The following is a 16,935-nucleotide window of genomic DNA, read 5'->3' as shown; positions in this document are numbered from 1 at the left end:
CGCGCAGGCTGAACACTCGTAGCCGGCTTGCCGCGGCTGTGAGTTTCACCCCGGCACCACCGACATCTCGTCGGAGCCGAGCCGGCCGTCCTGCAGGGTGATCACCCGGTCGGTGGCCGCGGCGGCCTCGGCATTGTGGGTCACCATCACCACCAGCCGGCCGAGGCCCTCCTCGTGGGCAACCTGGCCCAGCAGGGTCAAGATCGCCGCGCCCGTCGTGGAATCGAGGTTGCCGGTGGGTTCGTCGGCGAGGATCAGCGGCGGGTCCATCATCATGGCCCGGGCCACCGCGACCCGTTGCATCTGGCCGCCGGACAGCTCGGACGGGCGGTGTTCGGTCCGGTTGCCGAGGCCGACGCGGTCCAACAGTTCCACGGCCTGCGGTTTGACCTTGCCCAGCCGGACCCCGTCGAGCAGCTTGGGGACGGCCACGTTCTCCCAGGCCGACAGGGTCGGCAACAGATTGAAGAACTGGAAGACGAAGCCCACCCGATGGTGACGGAACGCCGATTGCTGCTCGTCGCCGAGCCGCCCGATCTCCTCGCCGTCGAAGGTGATCGAGCCCGAGTCGGGGGAGTCCAGCGCGCCGAGCAGATGCAGCAGCGTGCTCTTACCCGCGCCGGAGGGGCCGATGACCGACACGAACTGCCCGCCGTTGAGCTGGAGGCCGATCTCATCCAGGGCGCGCACTGTCTGACCGCCGACCTTGTACTCGCGCACCACGTCGCGCAGTTCGATGGCCAGTTCGGGCATCGCAGCCTCCCGGGAGTCGGGATATGCGCAGCCTACGCCGGGTGCCCTCGCCGAACGTTGGCTTATGTGCGAGTTCTTGGCCGAACTTCGCACACAAGCCAACACTCACGGTGCGGTCAGTGTGGCGACCAACCGTGCCTTCTGGTCGGTGGCCGGGATGATGCGTGGCTCGGTGAGCTGGTAGCGCCGGCCACGATGCACCACCCCAGCCGAGCCTGCGGCCCGAACATTGCGCACCCAATCCGAGTGCTCGCCGTAGTTCAGCACCACCGAGACCGACTTGTTGTCGACGAATGCCATGACCGGGGTCCGGTACGGCTTGCCCGACTTGCGGCCGGTGTGCTCGATGACGGCCATGTATGGCAGCCATGGCGCCCAGAGGCGCTGCAGCGGGTTGGTCACGTACTTGTTGAACTGGGCGATCACCCGCATCGCTCGTAGCCCGAGGATCGACGCGATCCGTTCGGCCACTACGGCAATCGAATTCGCGATACTGCTCGGCATATGCGGCCCCCGTCGCTGTCCAGCCCCTGGGCTCATTCAACCAAGTACACGCCCGTTTCGCGCAACCCACATCTGCCCCTCATTTGCGCGAGGGTGCGCGTCTGTTTGCCCCGACACGGCCTGGGGGCATTCGGTGCACGCTCGCGGGCCGTGGGCTGGCAGTCTCCGGCCACCCGGCTGCCAGGTACGGTGCTACCGATCGCCCCCATAGCCCAATTGGCAGAGGCAGCGGACTTAAAATCCGCACAGTGTCGGTTCGAGTCCGACTGGGGGCACCATAAAAGACTTGGTAGATGCGTTTTGCGGCGCACGGATCGGCTCGAAAGGCCTTCTCGTCGCGGCGAGAGCGCGGCGGCCATGTCGGCGCACTAGCTAACACCGTCAACCGGGCCCTCATGTCTGAGCGGTTCGCCGCCCAGGCGCTGGCGGCGGAATGCCCGTCGATGACTTCAAGCAAGGCCGATGCCAGCCGATCCGTCACGTGGGCTCGGCGTGGCCCAGCGCCAGCTGTCGGCGGACCCTGCGACGATGAGCGGGTGGAAAAGCGATACCACGCCTTCGTGAGTTCGACGTACAAGGACTTGACTGATGAGCGAGCGGCAGTCATTCAAGCGGTACTCGGTCTCCCGCAAGCCGGTTCGCCTGGCCAACCCCGAGCCCAATCGGAAAACCGATATCGTTCAGGTATTGAATGACGGAGGCACTGAATTCGCCCTCGTCCGCGTCAATGCGGATCGCCTCAGCGAGGACGTCCTTTCGGGCTCCATCCGCCTCATACCATCGCTCGACCATTTCGCGGAGCTTGCTTAGCCGTTCGGCCCGCGCGTAAACCAAATCCGGTCGATTTAGCTTCAATTTTTTGATTGTTATCTCTCCGCGGCTTGCGCCAAAATGTTGGCTTACAAAACAACCAGTAAACATGATGTGGTTGTCCGGGTCGTCTGCGTACGGATTAAGCACGGCGTATTGCTCGTCGTAGTATTCGCGCTTGTTTCCATTGCAGACCGGGCATGCCCACGTCAGATTATGCCAGCGGTGAGCTAGTTCAGGGCGTGGGCTCTTGGGAATTATATGTTCGACATGGGGGTAGCTCACATCGGAAACCAGAGCTTCACAGTAAGCGCACTTTCCGGACGTCTCGGCATGCAGGCCGTCTTTGATCTCGGGGTGGCGCCAGTGCTCATGTTTTTTAGGGTCGTCAGTTGCTACAGCGTGTAGGTATTCCTGCGTCCACGCGTCCTCGTTTGCAACCAAGACAGCAGGTTTATCGCCCTTTGTCAGTTGCCGCATTAAGGAGTCCTGAAAGGATTGTCAGCCGTCGCTTCGATAACAGCATCCGGAAAACCACTCGCTAAGCCGTGCGTCCGCAATTCGTTTCTCAGCTCACGAAGTCGGGTCTCGTCGAGGGGCTGGCTAGCATAGCGATCGACTATTCCTTCGAACACTTGTTCTGCCCACTTCGGAACAGTGCTTGGCACACCAAGGACATTACGAAGCGTCTCGTCGGCGCTCGCGGCTTTATTGGCGTAGTCCAGCGCCCTTGATGCCACCCGCTGAGAATTAGTCTTTTCAAGTGCGTACACAGCCGATTCGGAGGTCGACGTAACGACGAACGGGCTATGTGTTGCAACAATAAATTGAACGTCTGGAAATGCTCTAAGAAGGCTTGGCATGATTTCGCGTTGAAGACTCGGATGTAGATGATTCTCGGGTTCGTCGATTAAGACGGTGAAGCGATCTTCTACTCGCGATCGCAAAAATATCTGCCAGGCGACTTCCATTATTGCTGATAGGCCGCCCGATGCCTCATCGAGTATAAAATCGTCTGTCTGCGTTTCGATGATAACGTCAGGCATTCGAACTCGAATGCTCCTGAAGTCGATCGCTGAAGGCATAACTTGACGAAGGATGGATAGATACCCTAACCAAATGTCGCGCGCTATAGGATTAATCTCAATATATTCACTCTCGGAACTTCCGAAAAATGCAGCGGACATTAATGCCTTTTTGAATGTGAGTTGCGGCGACGACTGTCCTCTTGCGGAGTTCATCCAAATGCGTTTTACCTCAGTCGTAAACTGATCGAACATCGTATTGGCGTCAGTGAACCTAGTAGGCATCTCGTTAACGTTAATGTAATTTCCAGAAACTAGACGATGCGATGTCAGATAGACGCCAACTACTTGCTGTTGGTTCGGGATATCGAGGTCGTACTCAGATCGATCCTGGCTCGAATCGTTAATTGGAACCCGAATCGGGCTTTCAATCCCTGTTCCATAAGTCAGTGTTCCTATATCGCCCATTTGGCCTTCGGCGTAATCTTGGTCGAGCCGTCGTCTCAGCGTCCTCCAGCGTCGGCGGCTCCTTTTGCTTCCTCCAGATGGTTCTGAGGAATAGCTTCGCCGCCAGTCGAAGTGGCGTCCTAAGATTCCGAGCAGCGTCGACTTGCCGCTGGCGTTCGCTCCGGTGAGAACCGTAAATCGAGGATGAAATCTTATGTCGACTGAATCGAATTGGCGCCAGTCGTCGATCGTCAGGGAAGAAAAGCCCGGTGGAGCAGGTTTTGTAGGGTCTTTCACATCGAACGAGAGTAGTCAAGCGAAGGTGATCCCGGCGCAACAACTCGAAACCGCGGCGTAGCTAACACCCGGGTGCAGATCTCGTCGCGGCGGGAACGCGGCGACCGGGGGCGATTCTAGGGCGAATCGAGACCGAACCGGAGGCATGCCAACAACGCCCAAAATCGTTGTCTAACAGTCGAAATAACCTTATCGACGAAGCGTTTCCCAAGGTCGCCGAAAGCGGCTCGCCCCTTCTTAAAATCCGCACAGTCTGGGTTCGAGTCCCAGTGGGGGCACCGATATCGGTGCAGTTCAGGGGAGTTTTCGTGCGGCCTGGCGTGCGGGGTCGGGCCGCTGACAGCTGCCCGCGTCAGCGTCGCGTCAGCAGTCAGCAGTCAGCAGTCAGCGAGATGCGGCAGGACGTGTCCTGCTCACTACTGTCGGTAGCGGATCGAACATCACCGGTGACCGGGCCGATGAACTGGGGCTATTCCCTGGATGACCTCATCAGTCGCATGGCAGGATCGCATCGAAACTGGTGAGGAGGTGTGACGAGTGAGCTTTCCCGTAGATCTGACGGTGACGATGACCGGCGTCACTCGCTCCCAGCTGACGCACTGGCGGAGAACCCGGCTGCTGGTTCCAGAGGCCAACGCGTACCGGCCTCCGCTGTACTCGTTTCGTGACCTGATTGCCCTGCGCACGGTCGCGCGGCTACGGCTTGAGGCGTCCCTCCAGAAGGTCAGGCAAGCGTTCAAGAACCTTCCCGTTTTGGAGTTGGCAGAGCATCCGTCGGCGTATCAGTTCGCAACGGACGGTAAGACGATTGCGGTCTGGACTGACTCTGGGTTCATGGACATCGTCAAGAATCCTGGTCAGTTGCATATCTACTCGTTTGACGACATCTTCAAGCCCTTCGTCAACAAGCGAGGCGACAAGGTCATCGACTTCCGTACGCCCCGACCAAAGCTCAGTGTGGACCCACACCGCCTCGGCGGGTGGCCGACGATCACTGGTACCCGAGTGCCATATGACACCATCGCCTCAGCCTTGCGCGGTGGAGACCTTCGGCCGGAGGACGTCAAGCACTACTACCCCGGTGTATCGAAGGCAGCGGCGAAAGACGCACTGAGTTTCGCCGATCAGGTAGATGCGCAACGAAAGAAGCGCGCTGGGTGAAATTCTTCGTCGACGAGAACGTCAATGCGGGGTGCCTGGATCGATTGCGGTCTACCTACAGGACACACGAGTTTGGTTACGCGTTCGACGAAGGGGGTATCGAGCACTGACGACATCCCGCTGTTCGAGATGCTTGCGGAGCGTCGCTATGACGGAATCATCACAAAGGGCCGGGAGCAGCTTCGCAACGAAGATGAGCGCCGGGCGCTGTTTGATGCCGGGTTGCACTGGATCGGCCACACTGCAAAGGATCACAACGGGCTCATGGGCATTGCCATCGAGACTGCAACCGTCACTGCTGGACTGATCTTCGTGCTGAACGACTGGCGTCCCCAGCCGCATGTCTATCGCATGAAAGGCGTAGAGACACAGGTCGGCCAGCGAGTCCGGATCACGGCTGTTGAGCTCGACAAGTGGGGACTGCCGAAGCAGACGGGCCTGAGCCTCGCATGACGCGGGCAGATGATCGATATGAAGAGCTGATCTAGGGAGATCGATTGAATAGGGCGGGGACGACGACATGGCCGACGCACCATTCGACCAAGATGAAGCCCGAAGGAATCCTAGATGCCCTCCGTGACTTCGGGCGCTCTACAAAGTTACTCGTCTGGACCATGTTGGCTCTCGGCGTCGCTCTGTTCGTCGTATGCCTGGTTGCTGACCTCACCAGAGCAGGGTGGATCAAATCGTATTCCTACATCCCGAACGTGCTCGCGGGCTTGACCGGGTTTCTCATCGGCGTGCCGTTCGCCCTTGTCGTACTCGCAACGCTTGCTAGCCAACGCGACCAGAAGGCAGCCTTAGATAGGGTTAGGACGATCAGCCAGATTGCGTGGAACCAATACCGCGACGCGGTCGTAACGCTTTGCAGCCCTGAGCGCATAGATGCAATCAATTCCTGCGCCCAGCGCATCCAAGACATCCACGACGAGACGTGGCAGGGGATCAACAGGTATGGCAGCGAACTCACGCCCGAAGAGTTCCAACAACTAATTGCCTTCGCGCAGAACCAAAGTCGCATTTGGAGTGAAGCACTTCGGCACTTGATGCAACAGATCGGCGAGACGTCTGATCTACGGCTGCAATGGTTTGCGGCGGTGCGCGACTGGAATACGTTGGACCAGTACGTCCGATTGCAGCGTTTGGAGCGGGGATTGGCCTGGTTCCACCGTGAGCTTGATTCGCTCTTGCAGGAACGAATGGTTTCAGACCGGCATCCCATGCGGCTGTTCTTTGAGATGCATGATGGCGACTTCGGGCACGAACCCGGTCAGCCCGATGACATGGCTTCGGCTTGGCGGCGAGTCGACAGCCTGGCTCAGCTTGGCTATGACCAAGATACGTTCAATCGGGTTCGCGAGCAGACCGGTGCGTATTTCCCGACGGCGCGTGTCGAGGGCTATCTAATGACTACTGGGCGGGTCGCACACCAAATGGGGATGTTGTGCGCCTTCGTCCAGCAGATTGACCGCAGCGGCTGGCCCGCGAATGCGCCGGAAGATCCGCCGTTGGCGTCCTAGGGCGTTTCCACTTGAGCAGGCTCACAGTGGCCGTGTTGTGGGCTGGATCGTGCCCTGTCCGTCTCTCGGCGTCATCGGTTCGTCCTCGTTGATGTAATCCGCTTAGGTTGTGAGGGTCAGGACGAAAGTACTGTGTCCCAGCCACTTTGAGACCCGCACGTAGTGCTCGCCAGCAGACAGGTTTATGGTGGCGAAGGTTCGCCGCACGACGACAACGACTTCACGCAGGCTTGGGTTGTCGCAGTGCTTCGGCAGCTAGGGCACGAGCCAAGATTGAAAACGTGTAGGCCTTTCGCCTGTGGGGTGACGGTCTGTCCCGACTCTGCAGCTCTGCGTGGTCTTGTGGACACAGGGAAGCGGCGGGTTGGTGGCGGTGGTAAGCAGGGTGAACACACACGTGCTGGCAGAGTTGAACGCCAGGACTTACGAGGAACTGGACGTGCTGCCGCCTGCGCGGTCGATACCCCGACAGAAAATTTAGTGAGCATCACGCGCGCATCGCCCCCGGAAGTAGCCGGTCATCAACCCATTGGTGCAGCCCCGCGCGAACGACCTGCCGGAGCCGCCAGCCCGGCGAAGCCGGCCAAGCTGCAGGACAATGTGATCAATTTGTTTGCGCGGCAGGCGAAGTAGGTTGAGCTGATTCCTTAAGCGACTCCATGGTCGCTGTCCAGTCGCGAACCAGTCGCATGATTTCGTCCATGGAGTCAAAGGCGCGTTCAATGGCAGAGAACGGTACCCGCAAGTCCCTACTCATACGCCCGATCGCGGAGAGCTGCGACCGGTATTCGCTGTACTTGCCGAATTTTTCGGCAAGAGCGGCGGGGATTTCCTTGACTCGGCCGATATTCTCGATGTCAACAGCTTGGCGCAAGACCGGATCGCGTAGCATTTCGGCCAGTTGAAACATGGTGTCGTTCAAGTCGCTAGCATCGCTGGCAGCTCGCTCGACGTACTGCTCGAATCGGTCTGCGTAGGGCTGCATTTCCTGCGCAATTCGCTTGAAATAGAACATCCGTTGGCCAGCGCTGGCCTGTGGAGGCAGCGGATTCGGTTGCAGGACATTGGTGCTCATATCTCGTACTGCTTGGAAGCCTGTGGAGAGGTTCGCTACAAATGAGTCGGCCCGCGTGGTAGCTTCTGCTGCCAGGTCAATTAGGCCAGGGGCGCTCTTGCTAGAGGCGGCATCTTCGCCGGAACGGGCGGCCAATCCACCGCCGCCACCTGTCGGACTTGGGGTATCCCCGTCACGGGTATCTGGAACGCCGCCATTGCCGTCGGAATCCGGCGTCCCAGGGCCGGAATCCGGAAGAGTCACCTCGGGTTTGCTTGCGACCGACTTCGCCGCCTTGGCAAGACGCTCGCCCATCTCATCAATCAATGCTCGGTACGGCGCTGAGCTCTCTTCTAGCTTCCTTCGCTGCGACCAGTCAATCCATTGCCGCGCCTTCGCGGCGTCGAATATGCGCCGCTCCTCATCTGTTTCCGGGTCGACTGGCACCCACAGGATCGGCAGGACGAGCTCATTAAGGTCAGAATTTCTGGCTTTCTCTGAAAACTCGTCGAACTCCTCCCGGCACATCGTGCTCTTTACGTAGCTCGGGGAGATGACTGGAATGAAGAATGTAGTGCCCGAGATCGTCGTGCTGATCTTGGATCGCCACTCTTCGCCCCACTCCAGCTTGTGGTCACCGGTTCGGTCGAAGAAGCTGGCTAAGGCCTCGCCGCGATGCATCTTGAAGGCGTGATCAAGCTTCTCCTTCAGGCGCCTGATCTGACCGTCGCTGCCTTCGTCGTCCGCATGCGCGTAACTCCAAAACGCCGTTGCCGTCTGCAAGCCCCCGAATGACATGGCTGCAATTCTGCCTGCTGGACGGCTAGTAGGACTAGCTGACACCGAAATGCCGGCGAACCACCGGCGTCCAGGGGCGCACTCTGCCTGTACTCGAGGAGGACTCGAGTCGAACTGCAACAGTGTGCTGCGGTCACGAAAACAGCAGGCCACCTTGGTAATCTGGTTCGCTGAAACAGTTTCTAGCAGGCATTTCGCGCGGGTTCGCGAACCGCTGGACCGGCGGGCGGTCCGTTCTCAAGATCTGCAAAGTGTCGGTTCGAGTCCGACTGGGGGCACCGACGTCGTTGCGGCTCGAACGGCCTGCTTGAACGGCCAAACCGACCGAGCAGCGGCCGGTGAGCCGAGCGTTTCCCGCAGGAGTGGCCGACCTCAACCAACGCCTAGACTCCGAAAATGCGCGTCCCTCGACGAATTGCACATTTCAACAAGCGAGTCACCAATCCGGCGGCTCGCGCGATCGCACCGTGGCTGCCGAACCTCGGGACGCTCGAGCATGTCGGGCGGAAGTCGGGTCAGCGATATCGAACGCCGCTTCTGGTATTCAAGACCCACGATGGCTACGCGATCCTCGTCGGCTACGGCCTGCAGACGGACTGGTTGAAGAACGTGCTGGCCGGCGGACCGACGGCGCTCTGCAAGCGGGGACGGGTTGTCGCGCTCACCGATCCCCGGGTGGTGAGCAAGGCCGAGGCCGCAGCACTAGTGACACCGAGTTCCCGGCTGTTCTATCGAGCGTTTCCCTACAACGAGGCGTCCCTGCTGCTGACGATTGCCGACTCCGCACGCTGACCTCCGTCCCGCACCGGGCTCGGAGCTGAGACGCTCAGGCCGTGCCGCTCAGCCACGCCCAGCACAGCTAGCACTAGATCCATCGGGCTCTAAAGATCGCCCTTCGGGCGATAGTCCTGTGCCGCTATCGCGACGACCGTAGTAGTCGTCAATCAATCACATACTCAGCCAAGCGAAGGCCGAGGCCACGCCGTACGCCGCCCTGGTGAGCACAGGAAAGAAAGCGCGCACAGTCATGAGCGCAGCGAATGTTGGCGATGCTGCTGGCGACGGCGGCGGTACTGGTTATCGCGAGGTACGCGAGGATGTCCCGATCGCGCCACACTCGCCCGGCGCGGTTGCCGAATCAATAAGCAGCGGTGCTGATCCCGACGTCCGAGCGAGAGCACCTCGGCGGCGCGACATCTCAGCTGTCCCGCACTCAGTGTGTGGGCTCGCATCACGCTGGAACCTGCTTTGTGCCAGGCCATTACCGGGCCGGGGTCTCGAAGGCCAGCTCGAAGGGCATGCGTCTGGTCGCCGAGAGGATGCATGCCAAGCGGGCGCGAAGACGCGTCGAGCAATGGGAATTCCAAGCCTGGTTGGAGATAGCGTCGGAACCACTCTGGTGAATCGTGGTCAATACCAACGGCCACCCGAACTCGGGTGGCCGTTGGGCTTGCAGACAGGCTCAGCCTTTGTCGAGCAACCGCTCGATGTTGTTGACGCCGAATGGGGCCAGGCCGGACTTCTCGTCACTGGCGAGCACGATGAACCCGGGGCCCTCGTGGTTCTTGGTGATCAGCAGGGTCTCGTTGTTCATCCCCACATCGGCGCCCGCCTTCTTCAGCGGTGCGACGACCTGGGTGTTCAGTGCGGAGAAGAAGTTCTGGTCGATGTTGTCGGTGTTCCAGGCCCGGTAGCCGCGGGGGCTCTTCTCGATCTGGGAGACCTCGGTGTGGCCGCGCACGCCGATCACGGAATCTTTCCAGCCCTTCACATCTTTGGTGACCTTGTGGTTCTTGACGGCCTGGTCGATGTCGGCGCGAGCGGTCGGGTCGAGCAGGGTGATGTGGATGTGCAGCTGGTTTTGGCCACGGTTGTCGGCGGAGTTGATACCCAGCGCCCAGTCCGGAGCCTGGCCCTGGTTGCCCAGGGGCAGTGTGCCGACGTAGCCATGGGCGTCTTTGAAGTAGTGGGGAGCATCGCTGCCCAACAGGTTGTCGCATTCGATGCCGGTCTCGCGTGCCGTCGGGATCACCAGCAGGTCGGTCAGCTGGGCGGGGTGGTGCCCTTGCCGGACCGCGTAGCCGCGGGACTTGTCCCCGCCGGGGAACACGACGTCGATGGCGCCGTCCTTGTGCGCAGGCGTGGCGTACCTGACGTCCTTCCAGAGATCGACTTTGTCATTGACGTTTCCGCACGGGCCGAACTCGGCGGCCTGTGCGCCGGCGGTGGGCGCGACGGCGAGTCCCATTACCGGCACGGCCGCCGCGGCGGCGATGAGAGCGAAGCGACGGGCGAAGCCGATGCGGTTGGTGTTGTTGGTGGTGGTCATGTGGTTCCCCTCGGTGGGTGTTGGTGTGTTGGAAACACCATCCCGTCTGCGCGCCACCGGGTCTGTCCGCTGGTCAGACCATGAATCGCCGGAATCGTGGGTCCCCCGATCGGAGGAACGGCCCTACGATCGGTCGGTATGACCAGCAAGCCTGCTTTGATTCTGGCCTTGGCGGCATTCGCCGCAGCTGTCCCGACGGTCACGTCTGCGCCCGCTGTAGCGGCACCGTGTCCCGACGTCGAGGTGGTGTTCGCCCGCGGCACCAATGAGCCGCCCGGCCTGGGCAGTGTCGGCGGTCCCTTCGTCGACGATCTCCAGTCGCGGGTGGCGCCGCGCACCGTCGACGCGGCGGCGGTCGACTATCCGGCGACCAACGACTTCAACACAAGCACCCCGGCCGGCTCGGATGCGGCGCGAGCGCTCATCGAATCCATCGCGGCCAGCTGTCCGAACACGAAGATGGTGCTCGGGGGTTACTCGCAGGGCGCGGCGGTCATCGAAAATGCCACCAACGAGGCGTCTCCCCAGGTCGCTGATCACGTGGCGGCCAGTGCGCTGTTCGGTACCCCGCGCACCAGCTTCTCCGGTCTGCTTGCTTCCGGGCAACCGCTGCCGACGCTCGCGCCGCAGTACGCCGCCAACTCCATCGATCAGTGCAACCAGTCCGACCCGATCTGTTGGGAAGGCGGCTGGGACATGGGGGCTCACGTGTCCTATGTGCAGTCCGGAAAGGTCGCGCAGGCAGCTGATTTCGCCGCCGGCAAGCTCTAGGCGTCCGCCGCTCAGTTGAGCCTGCGGACGTTCTCAGCAATCACCGTGGAGCCATTCCACCGTAGGTCGGCAGCCATCTTGATGGTGGGGCAGCACTCGCCATCGTCGGGTGCGTTGGCCAACCAGTTCACGTGCGCGGCACCGTCGCTGATCGACAAATCGGTCACGACCTCCCGGCTGTGGGTGAGGTCGCTCAGGTTCACCCCTCCCAACAGCGTCGGTCCGGATGTGTACAGCTGCACGGTCTCTGGCCAGGGCACCCCACCGGCGCTGCAGTCGGTCACCATTGCGGCATCGGTGTGGGCACCTCCGGTGAGGTTGCCGAATGCAACCTTGTACGTCGGGTCCTGCTGGTCGTATCGCTTGGCGATCCTCACCGTCCCGGGATGCGAATCCTGCGGCGGGAGTTGCCCGTTCACCAGGTCTCCCGGATCGTGCTGGCACAGCGCCGGTACCGGTGCGGATAGCAAGTCCTGCAGCGTGACCGTGCCGCCGGCCGGGGGTACGGGGGACGGCTCGGCCTGGCTCGTCGCCGGTGCGGACAAGCCGACCACCACCGCGCCGACCACACAGGTCAGCCTGATCATCGAGTTGCCCATGTCCACACGCCTCTCTCGTCGCCTCAGAGCGTCTTCCACGTAATGGCGCGTTTGTTCGCCCGCACCTTGGCACCGGGGCGGGTGCCGGCTCCTTGCCGGCGTAGTTCGGCCGGGTCGGTGCCGTTGCGCAGCCGCTCGAGCAGATAGTCGGGGTCGAAATTGACTCCGATGGGATTCTCGGCGAAGGAGCCGCTGAGAAAGTACTCCGCGGTCTCCTCCGCGGTCGCGAAGTTCTCGGTCTGGAATTCCAGCCGGACGCCATCTGGGTCCTCGTAGTACAACGACGTGGTCGGACCGTGGTTGATCGACCAGACCGGGGTGATACCGACCTTCTTGAGCCGCTCATAGGTCGACAACAGCTGTTCCAATGACCCGATCGTGAAACCGAGATGGTCGACGCCGTAGAACTTCCGGCGCAGCCGAGCGAGTGGGAAGACGTACCGCAGGAAGCGCGGGACCTTGACCACCGCGAGGCGGTGGCTTTCCTGGTCCCAGGTCAAGAATGCGATTCTGGGATCTTCGTGCACGACACGGGCGCCGAATACCGTTCCATACCAAGCGATCAGCTCGTCGCTGCGTGCGGTCTTGACCACCCAGTGCGCAAGGTAGTCCGGCGCCAGTCGGTTCCCATCCCGAGTGTCGCTGCCCTGTTCGCCTCGCAGGCTCATCGCCGTGCCCCTTCCCGGGGTTCTCGTCCCATGAGTGTCCGGCCGGGCACGCGGGTTGCGTAGCGTAGTCGGGTACCTAATTCACCCCTCCCGCGTTCCGGTCGCTCCGGCGCCACAGCCGGTTCATACTGCACAGATGCGTGCCCGCGTCGGCATCGCAGCGCCGACGGCTGCGATCGCACTGTTGGCGGGTTGTGCGTCGGGGGCCGGCTTGTCCGAGGTGAAGATCGTGATCGACGGTGACGTCCACACCCTGGCCGCCCAGGTCACCTGCACCAGGTTCCCTGACGGCAACCTGCTGATCTACGCCTCGCCGTCGGCGACGAACCATAGACAAAGCGTCCGGGTGATGCTGGCGACCGCACACCGCCTGGTCGTCACGGCCGCGGGCTTCCACATCCCAGAGGCCAACGGCTTCACCAAGGAATCGCGTGAGATGACGGCCATCAAGGTCGACGACGCCTACACGATCAGTGGACGGATGCCCGCCGACGACCGGGGGACCGGCTGGCGGCAGGTGAAGATCGAGATCACCTGCCCCGACTATCAGCGCCCGAAAGGCCCTCCCGACACGGTGCCTGCGATCGGGAGCCCTTGACCGGACCGGATGCTTGGCAATCATCTGCATCACGTGGCCTCGCAGGCGATACTGCGTCTATACCGAACGACCAGGGGAGATCGGAAGTGGATTCGCGCGTCGGTACGACGTTCGGCAAGTACGCCATCACGCGCCTGCTCGGACAGGGCGGCATGGGGGAGGTCTACGAGGCCTTCGACGCGGAGAAGAACCGGACCGTGGCCTTGAAGATCCTCGCCGACCAGTACTCCAGCGACACCACGTTTCGTACCCGGTTCCAGCGGGAATCACATGCGGCCGCGGTCCTGCAGGAACCGCACGTCATCCCCATCCACGACTGGGGCGAGATCGACGGCAGCCTCTACATCGACATGCGGCTGGTGCAGGGTACGACGCTGTCGGATCTGATCGCCGACGGTCCGCTGGCGCCGGCGCGGGCGGTGGCGATCGTCACCCAGATCGCGGCAGCCCTGGACGCCGCGCATGCGGCGGGGTTGATCCACCGGGACATCAAGCCGCAGAACATAATCGTCACCCCGGCCGATTTCGCCTACCTCGTCGACTTCGGCATCGCCGAGAGCCAGGGCGATAGCCGGTTGACCACCGAGGGATCCCGCATCGGCACCCTGAACTACATGGCGCCCGAACGATTTACCGGCCAGACGGTGACACCGGCGGTCGATTCGTACTCGTTGGCGTGCGTGCTGTACGAGTCGTTGACCGGCCACCCCCCGTTCGTCGGTGACAACCTGGAAAGCGTGCTGGCCGCACATATTTCCGCACCGCCTCCGCGCCCCAGCACCACCAATCCCACCGTGCCCATGACTCTTGACGACGTGGTGGCACGGGGCATGGCCAAGGACCCCGACGACCGGTACGGATCCGCCGGCGGATTGGGCCGGGCGGCGCAACGGGCGCTGCAGGCCGGCTCGGCGCCGTCGACCGCACCGCACCAGGCGCCGACCCTCGCGTCGCCCCTTGCCGCCCCAACGGTCAGTCCACAGCTGAATCAACCTGCCGAGCCTGCACATTCCGAGTCGCGCGGGCGGGGTTGGGTGCTGCCGACCGTCATCGCGGTGGCGGCCGCGCTGATCCTCGGGGGCCTCGGCGTGGTGATCGGGATGCTCGTCACCAACGCCGGCCAACCCGCGGACGCACCGCCAGCCGCGGCGGGGCGGGACCCGGCGAAGGCGGGAGGTCCGCTGCCGCCACTGGTCACCGGTCCTGATCAGAGCAGCCTGCACCAGTCGTGCGACGACGGTTTCGCGGTCACCACCGCCACCGGGTTCGGCAGCCGGGCCGGGCGCGGAACACCGGAAACCTCATGCCTTTTCACCAACAGCGTGCTGACGTCGTACTGGGCTGAGTACGGTAACGCGAGCCCGCTGCCCCGCGCGGTGTCGGCCCCGGGTGCGGTGGATTGCGGCAAGGTGCCCGGTGCGCTGTGCGACGGCTCCAACTTCTTGATGCACTGTCAGCAGTCCCCGGGCGACAGCTGGATCACCTGCACGGGCGGCAAGAACGCCCGCGTCTATCTCTGGTGAGCCGGGCAGTCACCGGCGGGGACGGCGCTGAGCCGCTCGCTCAGCCAGTTGGCCATCGTGGTGAGTGCGGCGGTGCCGTCCTCGAACTTCCCCGAGGACGGCAGCGCGGCCAACGCCACGGCCACCGTTCCGGTCGGAGTGGTCAGCACACCGATCTGACGAACCAGGTAACCACCCGTCGGTGACGGTCCCCAGCCGCCCTTGAACCGGCTGCCCTTAATGGTGCCGATACCCCACCGCTGGTCGGGTTCGACGCGGGCCATCAGGTCGAACACCGGGTCGTTTTCCTTGTCGCACACTGCCGCTGAGGCAAACCGCGCCTGGTCGGTCAGCGGCCAGTCGGTCTGCCCTGACGCACTGAATTCCGGTCGCACACGCTGAGATTGGACGATCGTCGGATCACCGGTCTGTCGCAGGACGGCTTCGACCTTGCGCGCGGCCTCGGCCGGTGTGCCCAGGCCGTCCCAGATCGCTTCGGCCGCGGCATTGTCGGATTGGGTGATGGCCGCGGTCATCGCTTCGGTGACCTGCGGCGGCACCTCTGCGCGCAGCGCGGCGATGATCAACGGCACCTTGATCGTCGACCAGGCCGGGCCGCTCTGCCACTCGCCCAACGATATTGGTTCCTGCCCGGGGCCGACGCCGCTGATCGCGATCCCGGCGACGGCGTGCAGCCCGGATTCCAACTGGGCGAACTCCGCGGCCAGCGATGCGGTGGGAGCAGCGCTCCGGGTGTTCGGGCGCCGGGCGAGGTGTGTCCCGATGATGACTCCCGCGGCGAGCGCAATCGCCGCGAAGACCGCGATGAGAGCCCACATCCGGCCCCGGTGAGCGGACGTCACGGTGCAGCACTTTGAAGTTCGAAGGTGAACTCACGACCGCAGATGCGGATGTGGTCCCCGTCGCCGATGGTGGCGCTGGGGTGGATACGTTCCTGCCGCACCTGCACACCGTTGGCCGACTGCAGGTCGGTGATGACGAAACTGCTTCCGGTGTCGATGATCACCGCGTGGTGGCGGCTGATCTCGGCATCGACGAGGACGATGTCGTTGTCGGGCAACCGCCCGATCCGGGTGACGGTCGGCTGCAACGGATATCGTCGTCCCGTGGCGTCGCGCAGTGCGGCAGCCGTTGAACCTCGGCTGGCGGCCGTGCCTCCGGCGCTCACGGTACGCGCGGCGGTGGCCATGGCGGCCTGCTTGGTGTCGAGGCGCTCCTGACGCAGGATCCGCGCATGCAGTGTGCTGAGCGTGGGCCCGGGATCGATGCCGAGTTCCTCGGCCAGCACGGACTTGACGCGCCGGTAGGCCTCCAGCGCGTCGGACTGCCGCTCCGCGAGGTAGTAGGCGGTGATGAGTTGGGCCCACACGGGTTCCCGGTACGGATGCCTGGCGGCGAGGTCTTCGAGGTCGGCGATGACGGTCGCGGCCCGCCCACAGGCGATCTCGGCCTCGGCGCGGCCGGTGTGCACCAACACGTGATCCTCGGCCATGGCCGAGGCAAAGGTGTCAGCGAACCGGAATCCGCGGAGATCCTCGAGGACCTCGCCGCGCCATTGCGCCAGCGCGGCCGACAGGTGCGTGCCGGCCGCCTCGAATCGTCCGGCCGCGGCGGCGTTGATCCCCGCGGACTTCTCGGTGATGAACCGGTCCAGATCGCAACTGCCGACGGCCACGTTGAGCCGATAACCGGGAGCCGCTTTGACCAGCGCGGCATGCGTTTCCCCCTCAGAGCTGCCGAGCAGCCGGCGCAGGTTGGACACGTGGGTATGGATGGTGGCGCGGGCCGCGGGCACGGGCTCACCGTCCCAGACGGCGTCGATCAGCGATTCGGTGCTGACCGCCCGATTGCGGTTGATGAGCAGGACCGCCAACACCGCGCGCTGTTTGGGCGTACCCAGTGCCACAGGGGTGTCGTCCACGGTGACCTGCAACGGACCCAACAGACCGAACCCGAGACGAGATTCACTCATCGCAAGCCTTCCCGGTGTTCGGCGCCGTTCGCCTCCCATTGTGACGCCGCGCGGCGCTACCGCAAGGATCCGTTGAGAATCCCGCAAGGTGTCGGCGTCATCGTTC

17 protein-coding genes, 1 tRNA gene and 1 pseudogene are annotated in these 16,935 nt (G+C 62.8%); 8 read left to right on the top strand and 11 right to left on the bottom strand.

Annotated elements, in window-relative coordinates; all coding sequences use genetic code 11:
- Positions 1 to 45 precede the first annotated feature (45 nt).
- Complete coding sequence (locus AB0I14_RS24330) at positions 46 to 744, bottom strand: ABC transporter ATP-binding protein (protein WP_358027301.1); 699 nt, start codon at positions 742 to 744, stop codon at positions 46 to 48.
- A gap of 114 nt (positions 745 to 858) precedes the next feature.
- Positions 859 to 1,257 (bottom strand): nitroreductase family deazaflavin-dependent oxidoreductase, encoded by a 399-nt coding sequence (locus AB0I14_RS24325; protein WP_358027020.1) that lies wholly within the window; start codon positions 1,255 to 1,257, stop codon positions 859 to 861.
- Positions 1,258 to 1,458: 201 nt separating this feature from the next.
- Here AB0I14_RS24325 and AB0I14_RS24320 point away from each other — a divergent pair.
- Positions 1,459 to 1,535 (top strand) — tRNA-Leu (locus tag AB0I14_RS24320).
- Between the two features lie 325 nt (positions 1,536 to 1,860).
- On the opposite strand, the gene AB0I14_RS24315 is transcribed toward AB0I14_RS24320, so the two are convergent.
- Entirely contained in the window at positions 1,861 to 2,547 is a 687-nt protein-coding gene (locus AB0I14_RS24315; RefSeq protein WP_358027017.1) for an HNH endonuclease, read from the bottom strand.
- Positions 2,547 to 3,836: an AAA family ATPase gene (locus AB0I14_RS24310; RefSeq protein ID WP_358027013.1), complete on the bottom strand. Its 1,290-nt coding sequence runs from the start codon at positions 3,834 to 3,836 to the stop codon at positions 2,547 to 2,549. Before AB0I14_RS24310 ends, AB0I14_RS24315 begins: the two co-directional genes overlap by 1 nt.
- A 537-nt stretch (positions 3,837 to 4,373) precedes the next feature.
- Between AB0I14_RS24310 and AB0I14_RS24305 the strand changes: the two genes are divergently transcribed.
- The 3 genes from AB0I14_RS24305 to AB0I14_RS24295 all read left to right on the top strand — a co-directional run bounded on the left by AB0I14_RS24305 (position 4,374) and on the right by AB0I14_RS24295 (position 6,517).
- Positions 4,374 to 4,997 carry a DUF433 domain-containing protein gene (locus AB0I14_RS24305; protein ID WP_358027010.1) on the top strand — a complete coding sequence of 208 codons (624 nt, stop codon included), beginning with the start codon at positions 4,374 to 4,376 and terminating at the stop codon, positions 4,995 to 4,997.
- A gap of 72 nt (positions 4,998 to 5,069) precedes the next feature.
- Complete coding sequence (locus AB0I14_RS24300) at positions 5,070 to 5,450, top strand: hypothetical protein (RefSeq protein WP_358027007.1); 381 nt, start codon at positions 5,070 to 5,072, stop codon at positions 5,448 to 5,450.
- Between the two features lie 92 nt (positions 5,451 to 5,542).
- Positions 5,543 to 6,517, top strand: coding sequence for a hypothetical protein (locus AB0I14_RS24295; protein ID WP_358027005.1), 975 nt, complete (start codon positions 5,543 to 5,545; stop codon positions 6,515 to 6,517).
- A 21-nt stretch (positions 6,518 to 6,538) separates the two neighbouring features.
- Here AB0I14_RS24295 and AB0I14_RS24290 read toward each other — a convergent pair.
- Positions 6,539 to 6,724: pseudogene (locus tag AB0I14_RS24290) on the bottom strand (site-specific integrase); the annotation flags it as partial.
- A 397-nt stretch (positions 6,725 to 7,121) separates the two neighbouring features.
- The gene (locus tag AB0I14_RS24285; RefSeq protein WP_358027002.1) at positions 7,122 to 8,369 is read right to left on the bottom strand and encodes a toll/interleukin-1 receptor domain-containing protein; all 1,248 of its coding nucleotides are present in this window, start codon (positions 8,367 to 8,369) and stop codon (positions 7,122 to 7,124) included.
- Positions 8,370 to 8,765: 396 nt separating this feature from the next.
- Between AB0I14_RS24285 and AB0I14_RS24280 the strand changes: the two genes are divergently transcribed.
- Positions 8,766 to 9,161, top strand: coding sequence for a nitroreductase family deazaflavin-dependent oxidoreductase (locus tag AB0I14_RS24280; protein ID WP_358026999.1), 396 nt, complete (start codon positions 8,766 to 8,768; stop codon positions 9,159 to 9,161).
- Positions 9,162 to 9,831: 670 nt separating this feature from the next.
- Here the strand turns inward: AB0I14_RS24280 and AB0I14_RS24275 are convergent.
- On the bottom strand, positions 9,832 to 10,698 hold the full coding sequence (locus tag AB0I14_RS24275; protein WP_358026997.1) for a CDP-diacylglycerol diphosphatase: 867 nt from the start codon (positions 10,696 to 10,698) through the stop codon (positions 9,832 to 9,834).
- 138 nt (positions 10,699 to 10,836) lie between these two features.
- Here AB0I14_RS24275 and AB0I14_RS24270 point away from each other — a divergent pair, with 138 nt between their 5' ends.
- Positions 10,837 to 11,469, top strand: a complete 633-nt coding sequence (locus AB0I14_RS24270) for a cutinase family protein (protein WP_358026994.1) — start codon at positions 10,837 to 10,839, stop codon at positions 11,467 to 11,469.
- 11 nt (positions 11,470 to 11,480) lie between these two features.
- Here the strand turns inward: AB0I14_RS24270 and AB0I14_RS24265 are convergent, their stop codons facing one another.
- Both AB0I14_RS24265 and AB0I14_RS24260 read right to left on the bottom strand, forming a co-directional pair.
- Complete coding sequence (locus AB0I14_RS24265; RefSeq protein ID WP_358026992.1) at positions 11,481 to 12,068, bottom strand: hypothetical protein; 588 nt, start codon at positions 12,066 to 12,068, stop codon at positions 11,481 to 11,483.
- A gap of 23 nt (positions 12,069 to 12,091) precedes the next feature.
- Positions 12,092 to 12,736, bottom strand: a complete 645-nt coding sequence (locus AB0I14_RS24260) for a VOC family protein (protein WP_358026989.1) — start codon at positions 12,734 to 12,736, stop codon at positions 12,092 to 12,094.
- Positions 12,737 to 12,872: 136 nt separating this feature from the next.
- Between AB0I14_RS24260 and AB0I14_RS24255 the strand changes: the two genes are divergently transcribed.
- The gene (locus AB0I14_RS24255) at positions 12,873 to 13,334 is read left to right on the top strand and encodes a lipoprotein LpqH (RefSeq protein ID WP_358026986.1); all 462 of its coding nucleotides are present in this window, start codon (positions 12,873 to 12,875) and stop codon (positions 13,332 to 13,334) included.
- 86 nt (positions 13,335 to 13,420) lie between these two features.
- Positions 13,421 to 14,857 (top strand): serine/threonine-protein kinase, encoded by a 1,437-nt coding sequence (locus tag AB0I14_RS24250; RefSeq protein ID WP_358026984.1) that lies wholly within the window; start codon positions 13,421 to 13,423, stop codon positions 14,855 to 14,857.
- Here the strand turns inward: AB0I14_RS24250 and AB0I14_RS24245 are convergent.
- Complete coding sequence (locus AB0I14_RS24245; protein WP_358026981.1) at positions 14,845 to 15,699, bottom strand: hypothetical protein; 855 nt, start codon at positions 15,697 to 15,699, stop codon at positions 14,845 to 14,847. The two genes, AB0I14_RS24250 and AB0I14_RS24245, sit on opposite strands and share 13 nt — an antisense overlap.
- Positions 15,696 to 16,829, bottom strand: coding sequence for a BTAD domain-containing putative transcriptional regulator (locus AB0I14_RS24240; RefSeq protein WP_358026979.1), 1,134 nt, complete (start codon positions 16,827 to 16,829; stop codon positions 15,696 to 15,698). The genes AB0I14_RS24245 and AB0I14_RS24240 overlap by 4 nt, the downstream gene beginning before the upstream one ends.
- Between the last annotated feature and the right edge of the window lie 106 nt (positions 16,830 to 16,935).

Source organism: Mycobacterium sp. NPDC050441 (genome assembly GCF_040655355.1).
Lineage (GTDB): Bacteria > Actinomycetota > Actinomycetes > Mycobacteriales > Mycobacteriaceae > Mycobacterium.
The sequence above is the reverse complement of the archived record's forward strand: the minus strand, read 5'-3'. Positions and strand labels throughout refer to the sequence as shown.